The following is a 21,680-nucleotide window of genomic DNA, read 5'->3' as shown; positions in this document are numbered from 1 at the left end:
CCGTATACTGTTTGATTGTTGAAAAAAGCAAACAGTATATGGTTTTTGTTTAGAAAAAGGTAATCATTTTTGTTGTTGTATCGACTGTCGCTTGATCTCCGATCGGGATTGTGAAAATCGGTTGTGTATGACCAAAGTTCATATCATAAATCACGGGAATCTCTCGTAATAAAGGATATTTTGATAGAATTGCTAAAAGCCGTTCTTCGGTCATTTCGGTTTCTTTAGGAAAACGTCCGATCAGTAAGGCTTGAGGATGTTTCACTACTTGGAGCAAGGCAGCTAATCCACGAGCAAAATCATGATAATCATCTTCTTCAGCAGTTTCTACAAATAAAATAGCACGTTCGAGATTTGGTAAAAAACGAGTACCAAAAAGCAATTGAAAAGTGCCTAAATTACCGCCATAACAAGTTCCAGTCACAGGGACCGAGTGGCTGTAGACTTTCCAAGCATTGGCTAATAATGTACGTTTTGGGTCGGGTAAATACCATTCATCTTGGCTCCATGATTCAGAGGCAGATACATCAAACGCTTTTTCATCAGTAGTTGCTTGCAAAAAAGTTTCAGTTTGATAATCTTGCAGTTCATCCATTTGGAAACTAGAAAAATGTGGGCCCACATACGTAAGTAATTTTGTCTTAGCCGTAATCGCATTACACAATGCTGTGATGTCGCTATAACCGCAAAAAACTTTTGGATGTCGTTTAATTAGTTCAAAATCTAGGTAAGGCAGTAATTCATTACTATTGAAACCGCCAATCGCTGTTAAAATTCCTTTGACATGATCATCTGAAAAAGCTGCATGCAGATCTTTCACTCGGCTCATGATCGAAGAAGAGCCAAGGATGTCATATTCATTCGTATGTTCAGCAAAGGTGACGTTAAACCCTAAAGCTGTCAATTTTTCCTCAGCGGATTTAATACCCAGATCCGTTAAACGTGAAAAACTGCTGGATGGTGCAATGACTCGAATTTCATCACCTGCTTGTAATCGTGGTGCTTTCATTTTATCGCTTCCTTCTAAAAAAACTTATTCCTAATTATAGTCAGAAAGCCTTTGTTTTTGCAAGATATAGATAAGAAAGGGTAAGGATTTTTTCTCAAAGATGAAACAGTGGACAAAATAAGGTATAATAAGAGAGAATATGGTTAGACTACGAAAAGACAAAAGACAAAAGACAAAAGAAAAAGAGGTGCCTCTTATATGAAAAAAATATTAGTTGTAGATGATGAAAAGCCGATTTCGGATATTGTAAAATACAACCTTACTAAAGAAGGATATGAAGTCTTCACAGCTTATGATGGTGAAGAAGCTGTTGAAAAAGTAAAAGAAGTAGAACCAGATTTGATCATCCTTGATTTGATGTTACCAAAAATGGATGGACTGGAAGTAGCAAGAGAAGTTCGTAAAACTTATGATATGCCAATCATTATGGTGACAGCTAAAGATTCTGAAATCGATAAAGTTTTAGGATTAGAATTAGGTGCAGATGATTATGTGACTAAACCATTCTCTAATCGCGAACTCGTAGCCCGGGTAAAAGCAAATCTACGCCGTGGTGCTACAAGCGCTAAAGAAGCAGAATCAACGACACAATCGGAACTTACGATCGGAGATCTAACGATCCATCCAGATGCTTATATGGTATCAAAACGTGGCGGCAAGATTGAGCTGACGCATCGTGAGTTTGAATTGCTTTATTATTTAGCTAAACATATCGGTCAAGTGATGACTCGTGAGCATTTACTTCAAACGGTTTGGGGTTATGATTATTTTGGTGATGTTCGTACAGTGGATGTTACTGTGCGCCGTTTAAGAGAGAAGATTGAGGACAGTCCAAGTCATCCGACTTATTTAGTCACACGTCGAGGTGTTGGTTATTATCTTCGAAACCCTGAACAGGAGTAGTGAGTTATGAAGAAAAAAGTTCACTTTTTTCAATCAGTAAATTTTAAGATCGCATTGTCTTTTATTTTGTTATTATTGATTGCGATCCAAATTATCGGCGGATACTTCATCCGTGAACTGGAATCGACAACAATTAATGACTATAAACAAAATGTTGATCGACAGGTCTCCCAACTAGCCAGTACGCTTAGTCCAAAGCTAGGTGAAAAAGACCGTGATCGAACAGAGATCGATGCCAATTTGAAAAAAACATTAAGTGATTTTTCAGCTTCTGAAACAATTGAAGCTCGTGTAGTGGATGATAAAGGAATTGTCAGAGCAACAAGCGATTTAAATCGGCAAGGAATCGTTGGTAAAAAAAATGATTATCGTGACTTGAATGACTTCAGTGCAAAAAAATATTCAGCCATTGATAATGATAAACGTGTATATATCAATGTTCAGCCTATCCAATCCCCGACTGGCGACACAGTCATCGGGGTTCTTTATGTTAAGAGTAATACAGAAAACAAATATCAAGAGATCACTGACACAGCTCGAATCTTTTTTACGGCTTCACTAATAGCTGGTGCGATCTCGATTATTGTTACGATTTTGATTGCAAGATCGATTACTCAACCAATCGGCGAAATGCGAGAACAAGCGTTACGAATTGCCAAGGGTGATTATACTGGTAAAGTCAAAGTCTATGGTAAAGATGAGTTAGGCCAACTGGCAGAGACATTCAATCAGCTTTCTGAACGGATCGAAGAAGCACAAGAAACGATGGAAGCTGAACGGAATCGTTTAGATAGCGTATTGGCTCACATGACAGACGGAGTAATTGCGACAGATCGGCGAGGTAAAGTTATTACGATCAATGAAATGGCCCTTTCTTTATTAAATGTGAAAGACGAAGATGTGATTGGCTCTTCTTTACTGGAATTATTAGATATCGAAACGGATTACACACTACGGAAATTACTGGAAGAGCCAGAAGAGATTTTGATTGATCGTTCTTTATCGTCTATGGAAGAAGACCAAATGATCATTCGTGTTGATTTTGCAATGATTCGCCGAGAATCTGGCTTTATTACGGGGCTTGTTTGTGTACTTCATGATGTAACGGAACAAGAGAAGAATGAGCGTGAACGTCGCGAATTCGTTTCCAATGTTTCACACGAGTTACGGACACCTTTAACAAGTATGCGGAGCTATATCGAAGCGCTGAGTGAAGGGGCTTGGGAAAATCCTGAGATCGCACCTAATTTCTTAAAAGTCACCTTGGAAGAAACGGATCGAATGATTCGGATGATCAATGATTTATTGAATCTTTCAAGAATGGATTCCGGTAACGGTGAATTACAGTTAGAATATGTCAATTTCAATGAATTGATCAATTTTGTTTTGGACCGATTTGATATGATGGTTGAAGCAAATGATAAAAATTATACGATCCATCGTGAGTTCACCAAACGTGATTTGTGGGTGGAATTAGATACAGATAAAGTGATTCAAGTTTTGGATAACATTTTAAATAATGCAATCAAATACTCACCAGATGGCGGAGAAATTACATGTCGTCTACTTGAAACCCACAATAACGTTGTATTCAGTGTAACCGACCAAGGATTAGGTATCCCCAAAAAAGATATCAACAAGGTCTTCGAGCGTTTCTATCGTGTGGATAAAGCACGTGCGAGAGCACAAGGTGGAACAGGACTCGGTCTCGCCATCTCAAGAGAAGTAGTGAAAGCTCACAATGGTGCAATCTGGGTGGAAAGTCAAGAAGGCCAAGGCTCTACCTTTTATATCTCCTTGCCTTATGAACCTTATGAGGAGGATTGGTGGGAATGAAAATAACAGAAAAAATCGTAAGATTCGGTTTGATTTTCTTAGTGCTGCTCAGTTTATACTTTTCGGTTAGCATTTGGATCAGTTCTTCAAAAAAAGAACAACCAATCAAGAATGATTCACAACTTGCGACTACTGTTGTGAATGAACGATTAGATACAGATGTATTTTTACCATTACACTTGGTTCGTATGCAAAATGGAAAATCAGAAATGAATACGAGTGAAAATCTAATCACGAATATTCAAAACGAAATAAAACATAGTTCATTTGGTAAATTGACTCAAACGGTTGTAGGTGATTCAGAGCAATTTGAAAAATACTTATCAATGGAACAAGGGTTTGAATTGCTTTATGAAGGACCGTTTTTATTAAGTGAATATATTTCTGTATATAATTTAAATCTTCAGCTAACGGATCTCAGTGCTGATCAAATTTTCTTTACGTGTATTCAAGTGGATTTAGCTCAAAATAAAATTCGCTTCTTGGATTTTAACCGTAAAGATGTCTATGAAGCGTCGATTACAATAGATAATGAAAAAGTTTTAAATTTAATGAACAAAGTCGGCGTGCAATATAACCAAATTTCAGATCAACAAGCTGTTGCAGGGAAACATTATTATTTGTCAGAAGACCAAAAAATGAAAAAATATAGTTATATTTTAGCCTCTCAGCCTGTAACAAAATTTAGAAATGCCTTTTTCTCTAACACCGATAACATTCAAACGAATGAAGACAGCAAGGATCTATCCTATACAAGAGGTAGTGAACGGCTGACTGTAGACGAAAAACTTGGGACGATTCATTTCAACGGTAATATAGAAGCTAGGACAGCGAAAGATAATATTTATTCTGATAGTTTTAATTATATAAAAAAATTAGGAACGAACATGGGGAATATTCGCTACTTTGATCGGACTGATACGGAAATCAATTATCGTACGTTTGTAGAAGGATTTCCGGTCTTTAGTGAAAATGATAAAGGCCAAGTTCGAATCACGATTGGAAACGATAAAGCTGAAAAATCAAGTGTCGTAATCGAAACAAGTGTTGATACGATTCAAGTACCGATTCCTTCAGAAGAAGAAGTTGTTCTGAAAAGTACTGAAAGCTTATTAGAACAATTGATAGCAAATGGAGCGAATTCGGAAAAAATTAATTCAATGATGATCGGTTATACTTGGCATAAAATTGAGGAAATAACGCAAGTTGTTGATCTCACTCCAGAATGGTACATTCGCTATGACAACAAATGGTATCCAGAACGTGAATTACTGGAAAAACTAGCGAATTTGGAGGTGGAATAATGGACTTCAAACGAATTGAGTGGATTTTTTTCCTCGCTTTTTTGGGCTTAAATATGTTCCTTTTCGGTATTTATCAAGAAGGATTAAAAGAAGAAAACAATGTTTCTTATTCTGATCAGACCGATAGCATTGAAAAACGACTAAACAAAGATGGGATTTCATATAAAGGAACGCTTTCCGGAGAAAAAAAGGAAGGATACTATTTAAGCGGTGAACAGACGAATTTTTATGATGCAATTCAAGCTGAACGAGAAACTAGAGACCGTAATTTCTTTAAAAACGGAATCGAAGTAGTCGATAACTCATTGACCGTTTATCCTCAGATGAATTATGCTCAAACAAGCTACTTTATTGATGAAAAGAATGTTGAAAAATCATTAGAAGCGTTCTTAAATGATAGAGATAGTGTTCTGTTTGGGAGTCAATACCGTTATTTACCGGATTTTTCCATTTTAGATGGAGAGTTTCCAGAAATTATCGTTTCTCAAAGCTATAAGAGTATTCCATTTAAAGATGACACAGCTCAAATTTCATTAAAATTAGAAAAATCAGATGAGACGGATGGTTTACACAAAATCTATAAGTATACGCAAACTCATATTCAAGGAATCGAAGAACTACGTGATAAGATGGATTTATCTTCTGAACGGGATGCAATCGAAACCTTGTACATCAATAATAAGATTCCAAGTAACGCTAAAATCACCTTTAGAAAACTAGCTTATACGAGAATTTATAAAATTCGTGAGAAAAATGTATATGTTCCTGTGTGGTTTGTCGGCATCAAATCCAGTGGTAATAACTTACAGATCGAACAGGTGAATGCTATGAGCAATACGATTATTACAAATAATAGTGTGCCAAAGGTGGAAAATCAATAGTGATGGATGTATAATAAGTAGCTGTAGACCAAAGAAGGGAAGCGAGAAGAAAAATGAGTCAAGAAAAAGCTTTTAATATCAGCATTCTTGCTAGCGGCAGTACAGGTAATTCCCTTTTTATTGAAACAGAGAAGAAAAAGCTGCTTATAGATGCAGGGCTAAGTGGAAAAAAAATTACATCCTTACTAGCTGAGGTCGACCGTAAACCAGAAGATTTGGATGCTATTTTAGTAACACATGAGCATCGTGATCATATTCATGGTGTCGGTGTTTTGGCTAGAAAATATAAATTAGATGTCTATGCGAATGAAAAAACATGGGCAGCGATGGATCCTTTGATTGGAAATGTTGCTGTTGAGCAAAAACATATCTTTGATATGGGCAAAATTTTGACCTTCGGTGATATGGATATCGAGAGTTTTGGTGTTTCTCATGATGCAGCGGCTCCGCAGTTTTACCGTTTCTTTAAAGATAACCGCTCGTTTGTGATGCTGACAGATACAGGTTATTGCAGTGATCATGTTCGTGGAACGATCAAAGATGCGGATGCGTACCTGATCGAAAGCAATCACGAATTAGAAATTTTACGAATGGGGCCATATCCTTGGAGTTTAAAACAACGAATTTTGGGCGATAAAGGACATTTGTCTAATGATGATGGTGCATTAACGATGGCTGATGTGATCGGGGATCATACAAAAAGAATCTATTTGGGGCATTTGAGTAAAGAGAATAATACCAAAGAACATGCTAGGATGGCGATGGAGTCTGTTTTAGCTGAAAAGGGTCTAGGTGTGAACTTTGACTTTAATGTATACGATACAGATCCAGAATCAGCATCAGAGTTATTTGCAATTTGATGGGTAGAAACAGAGCTTAAGAAAAAATCGGTTAGGGTTGAACGGTTCTCACAAATCGCAAAAGGTAATTATTGTGATTTGTGGGACTCCAAAGATCCTAACTTTTTTTGTTATGCAATGAAAATGTTATATAAGTTTTAATTAAATATATCTTGCCTTGAATTTTTGTGGCAGTAGCAGTATAGTTAATTATATTTTGGAATGTTAAAAAAACAGATGCAAAGAATAGGATTGCTGGTGTTATTTTTAGCAGAAGGAGGAATTAGATGTTTCAGTTTTTACCTCATTCAGTTTTGCAAATGGGCACTATTTTTTTATCGATCGTAATCGAAGCGTTGCCGTTCGTCATGCTTGGGTGCGTGATATCAGGCGCATTACATGTTTTTTTAACGCCGGAACGAGTGAAACGATTACTCCCTAAAAATAAATTTTTATCGATCATTGTGGGAAGCTTTTTAGGATTCTTTTTCCCCTCTTGTGAATGTGGAATTGTGCCAATCGTGCATCAATTTGTTAAAAAAGATGTGCCGACCTATACAGCTTTTGCTTTTATGATAACGGCACCGATCATTAATCCAATTGTTCTTTTTTCAACCTATATTGCATTTGGAAATTCTGTGAAATTTGTTATTTGGCGTGTGCTTGGCAGTATGCTAGTGGCGCTAGTTGTGGGTGTTTGGTTGGCGTATATCAATAAAGAACCGATCTTACAGGATTCTGCTTTTGATAGCACTTGTGCTATAGAGGATGAAGAGCATCAACATGAAAAAGAAACGTTTTGGCATAAATGCTGGTCTGTCCTCACACATGGAATCGATGAGTTTTTTGATACAGGACGTTATTTGATTTTTGGTTCACTATTAGCGGCTGCTATGCAGACTTATTTACCGACAGGTGCGATGTTACAGCTAGGGCATACAAAACTTTTAGCAATTCTAGTCATGCTTGTTTTAGCCGCAACTTTGTCATTATGTTCTGAGGCTGATGCTTTTATTGGTTCTTCGTTATTGAGTTTATTTGGTAATGGCCCAGTCGTTGGGTTTCTCGTTTTTGGACCAATGGTAGATATCAAAAATTTATTAATGATGAAACGTTATTTTAAGACATCCTTTATGTTAAAATTTGTCGGTATTGTAACGGTTGTTGTTAGTCTTTATGCATTAGCAATCTAAGGAGGGAAGTAAAGATGATTCGATTTTTGATTTTAATTGGCTATACGACGTTGATGATGTTTTTACAAGTATCGGGCAGGTTGAATCAATATATAAATGTTCATTACCGCTACTTAGCTATTTTATCGATGCTACTTTCTTTCGTCTTAGCGATGGTTCAGTTGATTCTATGGAATAAAGAGGACGATAAAAAGACAACAGAACATCATCATCATCACGAAGAGGAGCATGATCATGGATTAAATAAGCCTTACCAAAGAGGGATTGCTTATGTATTACTGGCATTGCCTTTGGTTGTCGGTTTTATGTTTCCAACCGTTAGTTTGGATACGTCGATCGTTGAAGCCAAGGGGTTCAATTTTCCCTTAAGTAAAGAATCTGTTGGTGATCCGGATGTACAAACGCAGTATCTAAAACCAGACACTAGCATTTATTTTGATAAAACAGATTATGATAAACAGATGAAACAAGCGCTGACGCGTTATATCAAAGATGATAAAGTGACTGTTACTGAAGAAAATTACTTAGAAGTGATGGAACTGATCTATAATTATCCGAGTGAATTTATTGGAAAGACAATTTCTTATAAAGGTTTTGCATTTAATTCTTCACAAAATGAGGAAGCAAATATGTTTGTTTTTCGTTTTGGTATCATTCATTGTGTGGCAGATTCAGGAGTATTTGGATTATTGACACATATGCCAGAAGGACAGACATTTAAAAATAATGACTGGGTAGAAGTAACCGGAACAATCCATTCTGGTTATTATGCACCATTTAAGCGAGAGATTCCAATGGTGGATGTTACGAAGGTAAAACAAGTTGAAGAACCAAAAAACCAATATGTTTATCGTTCGTTCTAGAAAAAAACAGCCAAAAATCGGCTGTTTTTTTTGTTTATTTTTCCCAGACAAGCTGATATTCCAATTCGCCAGTACTATCTATTTGTTGATTTGTTTGTTTAAATCCTTGTTTTTTATAAAATTTCACAGCATTTTGATTTTTCACATAGACTGAAAGACTTAATGTATCATGAGTACGTTTCGCTTCGTTTAGTAACTTTTGACCGATTCCTTTACTACGATAGTTACTCAGTACGAAAATCCCAGCGATATAATTCTCATTCATGCCTAGAAACGCAATGATTTTATTGTTTTCACTATAAGTATAAAGATCAGCTTGAGGTAGTTGTTTTCTTACAAAAGTGAGATTATCTTTCCAGTAAGATTCTGGAATAAAGGGATGTGCTTCGCAATTAGCTGTTAGCCAAATGTTCATTATCTCTTCTAATTCGATAGGTGTTAGTGTATTGATTTTTTTGATCATTTTTCTATTCCTCCTAATAGTTATTTATGAAAGAATACAGAGTGCACTCATCAATTCACCTCTTTAATGTGTTATTTAAAATTAGTGTTTGTCTTCTTCTTTTTTTCTAATCAAGCTGACTATTTCTCGTTTTTCTCTAAAGTTGCGAATATTATGATTCAAAACTTCAGATAAAACTAAACCTAAAGCAATTGCCCCTGCGATCATGATAGCTTGTACGCTTGAATAAACGGCAGTTTCGTAGTTTCCTATTACTAAATTTCGTACGGCTTGATAAGCAAGTCCGCCGGGCACTAAAGGAACCATTCCTGGAATATTGAAAATAGTAACAGGTAATTTTAGTTTTCGTGAGCAGATAAAACTAACGGCAGCAACACTCAAGGCACCTAATAAAGATCCTAAAGCAGCATTAGCGCCTAATTGAGTCGAAAACCAATAGAACATCCAGCCGGATGCACCAGACAAACCACACGCAACTAGCGAACGTCTAGGCACATTTGTGATAATAGCATAGGCCGACGAAGCTAAAAAACTAAATGAAAACTGAACCAGTAAATTGATCATTCGAAAACCTCCAAATTCTTATAAATGAGCGGCTTAAATTGGCGAAAGTTTTTCCTAATAAAACAATTGAAAAACAAACGCAATGGCAAAACCGATCATGGAAGACGTCATCATTGCCTCTGTTCCTCTAGAAACACCAGAAAGGTAATGCCCTGCTAATAAATCTCGTAAGGCATTCGTAATCTGAACACCAGGGACAAGCGGCATCACACAGCCGATAATAATCATATCCTGATTAACCCCTAATCCGATCTTACTGCTTAAAAGAGCCGCACAACCAATAAAGAAGGCAGCTAAAAATTCCGAAAGAAATTTAATACGTAATACTTTCAAACTGGCGTAATAAAGAATATAACCCAAACCGCCGATCAAACAAGTCAAAAGTAAATCAGCCCAAACACCACCAAATAAAATCATGATCGTTCCACTGACAACCGCAGCACTGACAAACCTCATCCACAAAGGGAAAAACTTCCGTTCCTGTTCTAAGGTTTTTAGTTGTTCTAAAAGGTCATCTAGTGTGTAAAGTCCGGTGACATATTCTCTAGAAAGCTGATTGATTCTGGACACTTTCTCTAAATTAATCGAACGGTTTAAAATTTGAACCATCCGAATGGTTGATGTGCCATCTAGCCCTACGAAAAGACCTGTTTGAGTGACATAGGTAACGAGCCGATAATCTCCTGATGCCAAAGCAATTCGACTCATTGTATCTTCTACCCGATACATTTCCGCATCACTTTCCAGCATGATTTTTCCAGCTAGCAAACAAGTTTCTAAGACTTTTTCTATATCTATCGTTGCCATTTATTTTCCTCACTTTTAAGTTCTATCATCTTATCTAAGATTAGTATAGTTGATTATGGCTAGAAAAAATAGCACGGAACAATAAAAAGATAATTCTCTATCAAGCAGTCTGCACAAACAACAAAAAAATTTTTTATCATTACAAGAATATTTAGACATTACAATGTCCCTTTAACACTTCTTATCGTATAATAGGAAAAAGTATAGAAATACAGAATGATTGGGATGAAAAAGATGATTTTATTAGGATCGTTGGTCAATGGAGTAACTATTATAATTGGCAGTTTACTAGGTGCTGTTTTACGCAATATTTCAGAACAAATGAAAGATACCGTAACAAAAGGTATTGGCCTAGGCGTTTTAGTCTTAGGCATTCAAATGGCTTTTAAAACCTCGTCTTTTATTGTGATCCTAATCAGTTTATGTTTGGGAGCAATGGTGGGAGAAGGAATAGGCATTGAAGACAAGATGAATGAGTTTGGTTTGAAGCTAGAAAAACGTTATGCAAAACCTGGTAGTAATTTTGCTGATGGATTTGTGACCGCATCGTTGATTTTTCTGATTGGATCGATGGGAATCATTGGCGCAATCGAAAGCGGTGTGGCGAATAATCATCAAACGTTGTTTACAAAAGCTGTAATGGATGGCTTTATGTCGATCATGTTGACAGCAACATTAGGTGTAGGCGTTCTTTTTTCAGCTGTACCTGTTTTTCTTTATCAAGGAACTATCGCGGTATTTGCTAGTGTCTTGATGCGTTATATTCCTAAAGAGCTGCTGGATTTACTAATGGGGGAAATCAGTGCCATCGGTGGTTTGATGATTTTTGCAATTGGATTGAATATTATGAGTATTACTAAAATTAGAGTATCGAATTATTTGCCGGCAATTCTTATTTTGATTGGAATAATCACGGTGAAATTTTATCTGTGATCAACTTAAAAAAGTGGAAATTGAATGAAATGCTGACAGACAGTTGTCATCATTTTTGTGTTAAGCTCAGTTTATAAATGAAAAGGAGTGAAGGAAATGACCATTCAATTAACAGAAAAAACAATCAAAGGCAAGAAAATCCGCACGAATAATCATCGCTTGGATGAAATTATCGCTTTGTGGAACAAGGTACCTGACATGCATCTAGATGGAGAGTTTTTCGCGGTATATTCAAACTATGAGAGCAATTTCAAAGGGGATTATGATTTGTTGGTAGGGAGTGAACAAGCTGATTTTCCTGAAATCTCAATCATTCGTGCCGGTGAGTATGTAGAAATTCCAGTAGCAGAGGCAAGTCCAAAAAGTGTAGGGGAAACTTGGCAGAAAATTTGGGAAGACGACGCGTTAGAAAAAAAACGTACCTATTTGACCGATGTTGAACATTATAAAGCAGATGGGACAATCGTAATTTATCTTTCTGTATAAATGTATAAAAATTATTTAGGGTCTGGAGAAAAGCCAATCGAGCTTTTCGCCAGGCTTATTTTCATTTAAATTAAAATGATTATCAATAAAAAGTGCATATTTATTTAAAAATGAATGATAAACTAATAAAAAACCATTGACTTGTATAATGAGAAAACTTATAATGTAAAAAACAACACTCTTTTGATAAAAATAAAAAGAAAAGAAGTGAAGCAAATGAAAGTCTCAATTGTTGGTGTGACTGGGTATAGTGGGTTGGAACTTTTACGTTATCTTAGACAACATCCATTTGTTGAAGTTGTTTCGATCCATAGTCATTCAATGAATAAAAAATCATTAGAGGATGTTACCTCTCATTTAAAACAACTTATTTCTTTACCCTTAGAAAAAATCGATCCTGATGAAATTATGAAAAAAAGTGATCTGGTCTTTTTAGCAACGCCTTCTGGTATTTCAAAAGAGTTGGCACTGCCTTTTATTGAAGCTGATTTTCCTGTGATCGATTTATCGGGAGACTTTCGTTTAAAAGAAGTTGGGGAATACGAAAACTGGTATGGCACAACTGGTGCTTCAATGGATATACTTCAAAAATTTGATTATGGTTTAGCTGAGTATCGAGACAAACCTCGATCAAAGTGGATCGCGAATCCTGGTTGTTACGCGACGGCGGCAGAGTTATCTTTAGCTCCATTATTGAAAGATGATAAATTAGTTTTAGATTCCATCGTTATTGATGCGAAATCAGGTGTTTCAGGTGCAGGCAAAGGATTATCGCAAATGACTCACTTTTCTGAAACACATGATAATATGACGTTGTACAAAATGAACAGCCATCAGCATATCCCAGAAATCATCCAACAGTTAAAAAAATGGGAACCACGCCTTTCAGCGATCCAGTTTTCAACCACTTTGATTCCAGTGACTAGAGGCATTTTCTTAACCGCTTACGCTAAACTAAAAGAGCCGATTTCTGACGAGAAATTAGTTCAGTTATATCAAGCACATTTTGAAAAGAGTCCTTTTATTCGGGTCCAAGAGGTAGGTCATTATCCTGTACTTAAGCAAGTGATTGGTTCTAATTACTGTGATATTGGACTAGCCTATAATCCAGAAATGAACATGGTTACGATCGTAACAGTCATCGATAATTTAGGCAAAGGTGCAGCTGGACAAGCGATTCAAAACTTGAATATTTTTGCTGGTTTTGATGAACGGTGCGGTCTGGATCATATACCGATGTATCCATAAAAATTGATTATCAACTAAAATGAAGGTTCAAAACTTAGAGGGAGCGGCAATTATGAAGAAGGTCATTGTTATAAAGATGGGTGGAGTAGCCAGCGATAACTTAACAAAATCATTTTTTGAACAGGTCGATCAATGGCAAAAAGAAGGGAAAAAAATTGTGGTCGTTCATGGTGGCGGACATTATATTTCTGAAATGATGCAGCGTTTAAATGTACCTGTAGTAGTCAAAGATGGTCTGCGGGTAACGACAGAAGAGACGTTAAAAATCACCCAAATGGTGTTGATTGGTCAAGTACAGCCGATGATTACCACTCATTTTCAGCAAGAAGGATTTTCAGTCGTGGGCTTAAATGCCTCTTGCGGTCAAATCATTACAGGAACGTTTCTCGATAAAAATACATTAGGCTCAGTTGGCGAAGTCAAGCAAGTGGATACAGAATTGTTAGAACATCTACTTGAAACTAAGCATATTCCAATCATTGCCCCCTTAGGCTTAACGAAAACAGGCGAGTGGCTGAATATCAACGCAGATCATGTAGCCTGTAAAGTAGCGGAGGAATTGCAGGCTGAAAAATTGTATCTGTTAACGGATGTTCCAGGTGTGAAAAAGGAAAATCAATGGCTAAAAGAACTGTCCACCAATGAAATTCCCCAACTTAAAACAGCCAAAATCATCAAAGGCGGAATGCTGCCAAAATTAGAAAGTGCTGTAACGGCGATCAAAGGTGGCGTTAAAGAAGTTCATATCACAAATCAAATCCAATACGACGGAACCATTATCAAATCAAAGGAGGTTTTTGCATGAGTTACTTATTTCCGAACTACCAAAGAAAAGAGCTGGAATTGATCAAAGGTTCTAACTGTACACTGACGGATCAAACTGGGAAAAGTTATCTTGATTTTACTAGTGGTATCGGCGTAATGAATTTAGGGTATAATGATCCTGAACTAAATCAAGTACTATTGGAACAAGCTAATCTTTTATGGCATACACCGAATTTATATGAAAATCATTTACAAGAACAAGTGGCTGATAAATTAGCAAATGGTAAAGAGTATGTCAGTTATTTTTGTAACAGTGGAGCAGAAGCGAATGAAGCTGCAATTAAATTAGCTCGTAAAGCAACTGGTAAAAGCAAAATCATTACCTTTACAAATTCATTTCATGGTCGAACATATGGTGCGATGAGTGCAACCGGTCAAGACAGTATTCATGCTGGTTTTGAGCCATTAGTTCCTGATTTTATTTATGTACCTTTTAATGAACTTGAGCTATTAAAAGCGGAAATCGACCAGCAAACTGCAGCGGTCATGTTGGAGTTGATTCAAGGCGAAGGCGGTGTATTACCAGCTGAAGAGTCATGGATTCAAGCTGTACAGTCCCTTTGCAAAGAGTATGGGGCCTTGTTGATCATCGATGAAATTCAAACCGGAATCGGTCGGACAGGCACTTTCTATGCTTATGAACAGTATCAGATCGAACCTGATATCTTTACATTGGCGAAAGGCTTAGGCAATGGAATTCCTGTAGGAGCAATGGTTGGTAAAACTAGTTTGGCAGAATTTTTTGGTCCTGGCAGTCATGGTTCTACTTTTGGAGGAAATAAGTTAGCGATGAGTGTTGCTTACAAGGTTGTTGAGCGCATCAATCAACCAAAATTTTTGCAGGATGTTCAGAAAAAAAGTCAACAGCTTTATACAGGGCTAAAGCAACTAGCAGAAAAAACTTCAATGATCAAAGTGATTCGTGGTAAAGGATTAATGATTGGTATCGAGTTAGCAGATCAAGATACGTTGAAAATTGTATTGGATCAATTAGAAATCGAAGGTTTACTCACATTAAAGGCTGGTCAAACCGTTTTACGTCTGTTACCACCATTAACAATCACAGAAAAAGAAATTGATCAAGGAATAATGATCATTGAAAAAGTCTTACATAATCTAGCTAAACAGACAGGCTTTTCAGAAAAGGGAGATTGATAAATGATGAATTCCATGTATGGCAAAAGTATTTTAAATTTAACAGAGTTAACGAAAGAAGAATTTCTATCGATCATTGAACTAGCTGTAGCGATAAAAGCTGATCCTGAAGCGTATAGAGGCGTTTTAGCTGGGAAAATATTAGCTATGATTTTTGAAAAAAACAGCACTCGAACACGTATTTCATTTGAAGCGGGGATCATTCAACTTGGCGGTCAAGCGATAGTTTTAGATTCAAAAAGTACGCAAATGGGTCGGGGGGAACCGATCAAAGATACTGCTAAAGTGATGTCCAGTTATGTGGATGGGATTATGATCCGTACCTATTCAGATCAAATGGTTGCTGAACTCGCAAAGGAAGCGTCAATTCCTGTTATCAACGGACTAACAGACGATCATCATCCGTGTCAAATACTAGCTGATTTTCAAACGATTTATGAACAAAAAGGGAAGCTAGAAGGAATCAAATTAACGTATATTGGCGATGGAAATAATATGGCACATTCATTTTTGATCGCTGGAAGTTTGGTGGGGATGGATATCAGTATCGCAACGCCCAAAGGCTATGAACCAAAGCCAGAATTTGTTGAACTTGCTAAAAAGAATGCAAAAGTAAGTGGCAGTATAATCGAAATTGTGAATGATCCAGATCAAGCAGCCAAAAATGCCGATGTTTTAGTAACGGATGTCTGGGCAAGTATGGGCGATGAAAGTGAACAAAAAGAACGGGAAGTAGTCTTTAGGGAATTCCAGATCAATAATCGACTTTCTGTTCAAGCTAAAAAAGATTATTTATTCCTACATTGCTTACCCGCTCACAGAGGAGAAGAAGTATCAGCTGATATTATTGATGGAATACACTCTATGATTTATGAAGAGGCAGCTAATCGTCTCCATGCTCAAAAGGCTTTGATGGTCAAACTCATGGCAAATCTATAGAAAAGAAATGATACTAGACGATTTTTCGTTTTGTGTCATTTTTTGTTTTTGGAAAGATGTGTCAATAAAAGCCAAAATAAACAGATCAATAACACGACCTCATTGATATTTATCTAACTATAAACACAAAAAGCTCCTTTATTCTTTGTCCACTTCATTAAAAGGATAGACAATAAAAAAACAGTTTATTTCGTTTGCTCAAGTTAAAATCGATTTAACTGTCAAATAATCAGCCAATTTCCTTAAATTTAAAGAAAATCTTTAATATATAGCAGAAAATGTGAAGTTTTGTTTGTAGTTTCGGTTTGTTTTTAGTAGAATGAAACTGTATGAATAGAATAAAAGTGAGGTGTAGATAAATGGGTTTTACAGATGAAACTGTACGTTTTGATTTTGATGACAGCCGTAAGAAGGAAGTAAGTGAGACTCTGGCTACTGTATACAAGGCTTTAGAGGAAAAAGGATATAATCCGATCAATCAGATTGTGGGCTATTTGCTTTCTGGAGACCCGGCCTACATTCCTCGTTACCAAGACGCTCGAAATTTGATTCGTCGTCACGAACGAGATGAAATCATGGAAGAGCTGGTTAAATATTACTTATCTGATCATGGAATCACTATTCGATGAGAGTAATGGGACTTGATGTTGGTTCTAAGACAGTAGGAATTGCTGTCAGTGATCCATTTGGCTGGACAGCTCAAGGCGTGGAAATCATTCGGATCAATGAAGTACAGGAAGAATTTGGTTTTGAACGTTTAGCGGAATTAGTCAAAGAATATGAAGTAACTCGCTTTGTTGTGGGCTTACCAAAAAATATGAACAATTCGATCGGACCTAGAGCCGAAGCGTCAATGGCGTATGGAAAGAAAATCGAAGAGATGTTCCAAATCCCTGTTACCTATCAAGATGAACGTCTGACCACGGTTCAAGCAGAACGGATGTTAGTTGAACAAGCAAACACATCCAGAGCAAAGAGAAAAAAAGTAATCGATAAGGTAGCTGCTGTCATGATTTTGCAAAATTATTTAGATGGCGCTAGCAATAAAATTTAATCGACTTGTAAAAAACAAGTGTAAGATAAAAGGAGAGCAAAACAATGGCAGAAGAGCATAACCATGATCACGATCATGAAGGACATGAACACATCACTTTAGTTGATGAACAAGGGAACGAAACGTTATACGAAATTCTTTTAACAGTTGACGGACAAGAAGAATTCGGTAAAAATTACGTACTTCTTTATCCAGCTGGCGTTCCAGAAGAAGATGATGTTGAATTGCAAGCTTACGCTTACATCGAAAACAACGAAGGAACAGAAGGCGAATTACAACAAATCGAAACAGATGCTGAATGGGATATGATTGAAGAAGTTTTCAATACGTTCATGGCGGAAGAAGAAGAATAGAAATTGAATGAGAGCTGAATCCTTGATATATAAGGGTTCGGCTTTTTTTGATTTTACGAATACCGATAGGTAAAAAAGAATCGATTAGTACATTGCCTATATTAAGACAAAATAAAAAATAGAACTATAAAGCAATTTTATAAAAACTCACTTCATAGTTCTATTTTAAATTCAAACCACTAGACAGTTTTTGCTACACTTTCTCCTTCTGATAATACATCGAAAGAATCAATCCAACCCCAATAAAATTAGCCAAATAAGCTGTACCGCCCTGACTAATAAAAGGCAAAGGGATCCCCGTCAAAGGTAACAAACCAATATTGGACCCAATATTTTCAAGAATATGAAACAAGAAATACATAATCACACCCGTCGTAATATACGCATAAAATTCACGTTTCGCATTTAGCGTACAGATCAGCATTTGATAAATTAGATAAAAGAATAACAGAATCAACGCACAAGTGCCTACAAAACCATAAGCCTCACCAATTACAGTGAAAATCATATCAGATTCTCTAACGGGGACGTAGATTTGTAAATTCGACAGACCTTTCCCCAACATCTCTCCAGACCCGATAGCAGTCAGACCACGAGCTTGCTGAAATGAAATTGAATCTGCATATTCAAAAGGATTGAGCCAAGCGTGGATCCGATTAAACTGATATGGCTGAAAATGAAGATAGGAAAGGATTGTTTGTCCTCGTTCGGTTAAAACCAACAAAATACCACTGACGCCAATTACACCTAAAACCCCAAAACCGACCGTTAAAATCTTCCAAGAGCAACCAGAAACAAGTACCATACCAAGAAAAATAGAAATAAAAACTAAACTTGTCCCAAAATCTTTTTGATAAAACATTAAAGCAAAAACAGGGAGGCTGACAAGTGATAATTCACCTAATAAACGAAAATCTTCTTTTAAAGTCGAAGGATTCGACGATTTTTGTCTTCTTCTCGTAACGATATAGGCCAACATCAAAATATAGCCTAATTTCATGAATTCTGATGGCTGAAAGGAAATTGGCCCTATACGAATCCAACGTTTTGTACCTGTTGCAGCTGCCATTATTGGATCATGAAATTTTATAAGTAAACTCATTAGAAATAACGATAAACCGTAAAGAGCAGGAGTAAATTTCCATAAATATTTTATCGGAATGAACATTGTAACAAACATTGTGACAATACCTAAAATAGTCCATAGAAGTTGTTTCCTCAATAAAGGTGCAACTGATTCAACAGAAGGATCTGCATGGAATGCACCATACTGAGCAATGAAACCGACTAATATCAAAAGAAAGACAGGCAATAGAAGGGCGTAATTCACTGGTTCGCTTTTGGTATTTAACATTTTTCTCATGCCATACCTCCTTGTTGCCTAGATGTTTCTCTAATCTCTGTAGCGCGGGCATTCAGAGCGATGCCAAGCGTAATACTCAGTATCAGTAAGCTAGATCCGCCATAACTGATGAAGGGGAAGGTCAATCCAGTCATTGGAATAAAACCTAACAAACTGCCTACATTTACAGCGACTTGAAGTAAAAGTAACATCCCGCAACCAATATAAAGATAAGAATAATAAAGATTTTTTGATCTTATTGCAAGTAAAAATAAGTGAGCAACCATAAAGAATACTAAAAATAAAATCCCTAAAGAAAAAATCAAGCCCAACTCTTCGATACAAATAGCAAAAATAAAATCTGTATCAGGAGCTGGAAGGAAGCCTTTTTTCTGAATACTATTGCCTAATCCTAATCCCCAAAAACCGCCATTATGCATAGCATAGTAGGCATTTGACGTTTGAAATCCTTTACCAGTTGGATCGATAAAAGGGTTTTGCATCACTTCAAAACGTGTCACTAAATACCCAAATTTTTGTGGCATCCAATTTGTTGGAATCGACAATAAAAGAACTGTTCCTAACCGTTTTATCGCAACGAAACCAATTAAAGCTATCGACATAAACCAAGGAGAAAGTCCACTAGATAAAAACAAGACTAAAACAAGAATGAAAATCATTGATGCTCCAGCGATATTTGGCTGCAAAGCTACAAAAAACATAAAGAAAATAGCAACTAGCAGTGAGCGTTTATGATCCTTGAATCTAAATGGGACAAGTGTGTCCGTTTTAGCTAAATTGGAAGCTAAATAAAGGACAATTACTAAAGGAACTAACTCAGATGGTTGAAACAAAAGCACCCCCAAGTTTATCCAACGCTTGGCACCGCCAACACTGGTCCCTATAAACGGTAAAGCGACAATGGATAGGAAGGTCATGGTCAAAATAAAATACATCATTTTAGGTTTCCGAAGAACTGCCAAGTTAATTCGATAAACAAAACTCATACAAACGATACTAAAAAGAAAATACATGGTTTGCTTAATTGCTTTACTAGAAGTTCCAAGATCACTATCTAATAGTTGATAAGAACTTGAACTATAGACCATTAGAATGCCAATGACGCATAAGATAAAATAAGGGATCAAAATATAAAAGTCTAAATAATGCATCTTTGAGAATCTCTTCATTTGTTTCATTTTGCAGCTCCATCATTCAAAAAGTTATGAATGGCTTCTTGGTTTTGTTTCTCGTCTATTTCTAATACACTGCCTGCATCAGTGTAATCGTTAAATGACCAGCTCCCTTTAACTGGTACAGATAATGTTTCAAGACTTTTTACGTTCCCTGTTAGAAAATCTTTTGCCAAGTCTACTAGAAGGTCAGTAGGAATATTTGTATCTAAGTAACCGACAGCTTCACCAGCAATTTTTGGAAGTTGCAAGAAGGAAACGGCATCTTTAGATTGTTTTGCTAAGGCGTCCATGACCTGTTGTTGTCTTCTTACACGACCAAAGTCACCTTCTTCGTCCATTCTAAAACGAGCATACTGTAACAATGTATTGCCATCCATGGTTTGTTTGCCTTTTTTGATGTCGACATTGTCTAAATTGATATCTTTTTCAGCATCGATCTCAATCCCTTTTGGATAAAGCTCATTGATCAATCGAATAAAATTATTAAAATCAGCTGAAATATAATAATTGATTGGTAATCCAAAAGAGTCATTAAGGACTTTTCTAGTTAATTCTGCTCCACCATATGCATAAGCTGCATTGATTTTTTCTAATCCATGACCAGGAATTGATACATAAGAATCTCTCATGATCGAGACTAATTTTGGTTGCTTAGTTTCACTATTATAGTGGGCGACCATCAAAGTATCTGCGCGTCCGCCATCTTCATCATCTTCACGACCATCATCACCAATTAACATAATCGTGATTTCTTTCATATTTGTCTGTTGATCACCAGAAAAATTAGTATTTTTGCTCTTGTTCACTTGAGATTGAGCTATTTTTTTCCCGTTATGAAAATTGATTGCCGTGTAACTCCCGATTCCTGTAAAAATCAAGAGAACAAAAAGGATCATACAAATTAAAAATTTCATTCCTGTTTTCATTTTTTATTCCTCGCTAATCATTTTAATTGATCATCAAATAAAGTTTGGCTTTAGGAATTGATTTAGATGGGGGATAAAAAGAACTTTTTACTAAAAATAATGAATCACAGTAAGTTCGAAATAAAAGAAGAATCTCTATACCATGTCATAATGAAGAGACATTTTCTTCTTCAATTTGTATATCCACCTCCAAAAATCAAGAATTCTGTCAACATTATTTATCAAAACAAAAAACCTCCGCTTAGAATAACTCAGCGAAGGGGAATTGATTTCAGCACAAAAAGAGCTTTTCATCATTCTCATCGTTGAGTTTTAGCACTATGAAACGTAAAAAGCAGAGCTTTTAGCTACTTTGTGAAAAGCCTTAATTCGACAATTCCTGTCCTACCCATTACTGTCTTTCGACATTTTTGAGCAGTAGCCTGTGTTTCCATAGGAGCCTCACCTAACAAGTTATTCAGATCGCCCTAAATATAGTGAATATCTCAGCTAAAGTCAATGAAGTAAATATTAATTTTTTCATAATACGATGACCGTAAATCTAATAAATTTGTTATTTAA

At 36.3% G+C, this 21,680-nt stretch carries 23 protein-coding genes and 1 riboswitch; of the genes, 16 read left to right on the top strand and 7 right to left on the bottom strand.

Annotated features, from left to right (window positions below; all coding sequences use genetic code 11):
- Nucleotides 1-49: 49 nt before the first annotated feature.
- Nucleotides 50-1,009: a S66 family peptidase gene (locus IGL98_RS10660; protein ID WP_206842071.1), complete on the bottom strand. Its 960-nt coding sequence runs from the start codon at nucleotides 1,007-1,009 to the stop codon at nucleotides 50-52.
- Nucleotides 1,010-1,207: 198 nt separating this feature from the next.
- Here IGL98_RS10660 and yycF point away from each other — a divergent pair, with 198 nt between their 5' ends.
- From yycF to IGL98_RS10625, 7 genes are all read left to right on the top strand, one after another.
- The gene (gene yycF / locus IGL98_RS10655; protein ID WP_206842068.1) at nucleotides 1,208-1,912 is read left to right on the top strand and encodes a response regulator YycF; all 705 of its coding nucleotides are present in this window, start codon (nucleotides 1,208-1,210) and stop codon (nucleotides 1,910-1,912) included.
- A 6-nt stretch (nucleotides 1,913-1,918) separates the two neighbouring features.
- Nucleotides 1,919-3,748 (top strand): cell wall metabolism sensor histidine kinase WalK, encoded by a 1,830-nt coding sequence (walK, locus tag IGL98_RS10650; protein ID WP_206842066.1) that lies wholly within the window; start codon nucleotides 1,919-1,921, stop codon nucleotides 3,746-3,748.
- A complete protein-coding gene (locus tag IGL98_RS10645) occupies nucleotides 3,745-5,052 on the top strand; it encodes a YycH family regulatory protein (protein ID WP_206842064.1) in 1,308 nt (435 codons plus the stop codon). The genes walK and IGL98_RS10645 overlap by 4 nt, the downstream gene beginning before the upstream one ends.
- Nucleotides 5,052-5,933: a two-component system regulatory protein YycI gene (locus IGL98_RS10640; RefSeq protein ID WP_206842062.1), complete on the top strand. Its 882-nt coding sequence runs from the start codon at nucleotides 5,052-5,054 to the stop codon at nucleotides 5,931-5,933. Before IGL98_RS10645 ends, IGL98_RS10640 begins: the two co-directional genes overlap by 1 nt.
- Nucleotides 5,934-5,986: 53 nt before the next feature.
- Nucleotides 5,987-6,793 (top strand): MBL fold metallo-hydrolase, encoded by an 807-nt coding sequence (locus IGL98_RS10635; RefSeq protein ID WP_206911514.1) that lies wholly within the window; start codon nucleotides 5,987-5,989, stop codon nucleotides 6,791-6,793.
- A 266-nt stretch (nucleotides 6,794-7,059) separates the two neighbouring features.
- Nucleotides 7,060-7,965: a permease gene (locus tag IGL98_RS10630; protein WP_206842058.1), complete on the top strand. Its 906-nt coding sequence runs from the start codon at nucleotides 7,060-7,062 to the stop codon at nucleotides 7,963-7,965.
- A gap of 14 nt (nucleotides 7,966-7,979) precedes the next feature.
- Complete coding sequence (locus IGL98_RS10625; RefSeq protein WP_206842056.1) at nucleotides 7,980-8,828, top strand: TIGR03943 family putative permease subunit; 849 nt, start codon at nucleotides 7,980-7,982, stop codon at nucleotides 8,826-8,828.
- 34 nt (nucleotides 8,829-8,862) lie between these two features.
- On the opposite strand, the gene IGL98_RS10620 is transcribed toward IGL98_RS10625, so the two are convergent.
- From IGL98_RS10620 to IGL98_RS10610, 3 genes are all read right to left on the bottom strand, one after another.
- The gene (locus IGL98_RS10620; protein ID WP_206842055.1) at nucleotides 8,863-9,291 is read right to left on the bottom strand and encodes a GNAT family N-acetyltransferase; all 429 of its coding nucleotides are present in this window, start codon (nucleotides 9,289-9,291) and stop codon (nucleotides 8,863-8,865) included.
- Between the two features lie 81 nt (nucleotides 9,292-9,372).
- Nucleotides 9,373-9,855 carry a threonine/serine exporter family protein gene (locus tag IGL98_RS10615; RefSeq protein ID WP_206842051.1) on the bottom strand — a complete coding sequence of 161 codons (483 nt, stop codon included), beginning with the start codon at nucleotides 9,853-9,855 and terminating at the stop codon, nucleotides 9,373-9,375.
- A 54-nt stretch (nucleotides 9,856-9,909) separates the two neighbouring features.
- Nucleotides 9,910-10,662: a threonine/serine exporter family protein gene (locus IGL98_RS10610; RefSeq protein ID WP_206842049.1), complete on the bottom strand. Its 753-nt coding sequence runs from the start codon at nucleotides 10,660-10,662 to the stop codon at nucleotides 9,910-9,912.
- Nucleotides 10,663-10,896: 234 nt separating this feature from the next.
- Between IGL98_RS10610 and IGL98_RS10605 the strand changes: the two genes are divergently transcribed.
- From IGL98_RS10605 to IGL98_RS10565, 9 genes are all read left to right on the top strand, one after another.
- A complete protein-coding gene (locus IGL98_RS10605; protein ID WP_206911540.1) occupies nucleotides 10,897-11,595 on the top strand; it encodes a DUF554 domain-containing protein in 699 nt (232 codons plus the stop codon).
- Between the two features lie 96 nt (nucleotides 11,596-11,691).
- Entirely contained in the window at nucleotides 11,692-12,081 is a 390-nt protein-coding gene (locus tag IGL98_RS10600; protein ID WP_206842047.1) for a GyrI-like domain-containing protein, read from the top strand.
- Between the two features lie 216 nt (nucleotides 12,082-12,297).
- Nucleotides 12,298-13,329: an N-acetyl-gamma-glutamyl-phosphate reductase gene (argC, locus tag IGL98_RS10595; protein ID WP_206911515.1), complete on the top strand. Its 1,032-nt coding sequence runs from the start codon at nucleotides 12,298-12,300 to the stop codon at nucleotides 13,327-13,329.
- Nucleotides 13,330-13,381: 52 nt separating this feature from the next.
- Nucleotides 13,382-14,134, top strand: coding sequence for an acetylglutamate kinase (gene argB, locus IGL98_RS10590; protein ID WP_206842042.1), 753 nt, complete (start codon nucleotides 13,382-13,384; stop codon nucleotides 14,132-14,134).
- Nucleotides 14,131-15,309, top strand: a complete 1,179-nt coding sequence (locus IGL98_RS10585) for an acetylornithine transaminase (protein ID WP_206911516.1) — start codon at nucleotides 14,131-14,133, stop codon at nucleotides 15,307-15,309. Before argB ends, IGL98_RS10585 begins: the two co-directional genes overlap by 4 nt.
- A 6-nt stretch (nucleotides 15,310-15,315) precedes the next feature.
- Nucleotides 15,316-16,248 carry an ornithine carbamoyltransferase gene (gene argF / locus IGL98_RS10580; RefSeq protein ID WP_206911541.1) on the top strand — a complete coding sequence of 311 codons (933 nt, stop codon included), beginning with the start codon at nucleotides 15,316-15,318 and terminating at the stop codon, nucleotides 16,246-16,248.
- A 359-nt stretch (nucleotides 16,249-16,607) separates the two neighbouring features.
- Nucleotides 16,608-16,877: an IreB family regulatory phosphoprotein gene (locus IGL98_RS10575; protein ID WP_010760982.1), complete on the top strand. Its 270-nt coding sequence runs from the start codon at nucleotides 16,608-16,610 to the stop codon at nucleotides 16,875-16,877.
- Nucleotides 16,874-17,302, top strand: coding sequence for a Holliday junction resolvase RuvX (gene ruvX / locus IGL98_RS10570; protein ID WP_206911517.1), 429 nt, complete (start codon nucleotides 16,874-16,876; stop codon nucleotides 17,300-17,302). Before IGL98_RS10575 ends, ruvX begins: the two co-directional genes overlap by 4 nt.
- 44 nt (nucleotides 17,303-17,346) lie before the next feature.
- Entirely contained in the window at nucleotides 17,347-17,655 is a 309-nt protein-coding gene (locus tag IGL98_RS10565) for a DUF1292 domain-containing protein (protein WP_069646511.1), read from the top strand.
- A 193-nt stretch (nucleotides 17,656-17,848) separates the two neighbouring features.
- Here IGL98_RS10565 and IGL98_RS10560 read toward each other — a convergent pair whose 3' ends face one another.
- Genes IGL98_RS10560 through IGL98_RS10550 form a run of 3 tightly spaced genes read right to left on the bottom strand, consistent with a single transcriptional unit; the run spans nucleotide 17,849 to nucleotide 21,119 of the window.
- The gene (locus tag IGL98_RS10560) at nucleotides 17,849-19,018 is read right to left on the bottom strand and encodes an FtsW/RodA/SpoVE family cell cycle protein (protein ID WP_206911518.1); all 1,170 of its coding nucleotides are present in this window, start codon (nucleotides 19,016-19,018) and stop codon (nucleotides 17,849-17,851) included.
- On the bottom strand, nucleotides 19,015-20,196 hold the full coding sequence (locus tag IGL98_RS10555; RefSeq protein ID WP_206842035.1) for an FtsW/RodA/SpoVE family cell cycle protein: 1,182 nt from the start codon (nucleotides 20,194-20,196) through the stop codon (nucleotides 19,015-19,017). The genes IGL98_RS10560 and IGL98_RS10555 overlap by 4 nt, the downstream gene beginning before the upstream one ends.
- A complete protein-coding gene (locus tag IGL98_RS10550; protein WP_206842034.1) occupies nucleotides 20,193-21,119 on the bottom strand; it encodes an LCP family protein in 927 nt (308 codons plus the stop codon). Before IGL98_RS10550 ends, IGL98_RS10555 begins: the two co-directional genes overlap by 4 nt.
- 290 nt (nucleotides 21,120-21,409) lie before the next feature.
- Nucleotides 21,410-21,579: riboswitch (M-box (ykoK) riboswitch) on the bottom strand.
- Nucleotides 21,580-21,680 lie beyond the last annotated feature (101 nt).

Source organism: Enterococcus sp. DIV0840, from assembly GCF_050527835.1.
GTDB classification, from domain to species: Bacteria; Bacillota; Bacilli; order Lactobacillales; family Enterococcaceae; genus Enterococcus_L; species Enterococcus_L ureasiticus.
Note: the sequence above shows the minus strand (reverse complement) of the source record. Positions and strands in the feature narration are given on the sequence as shown.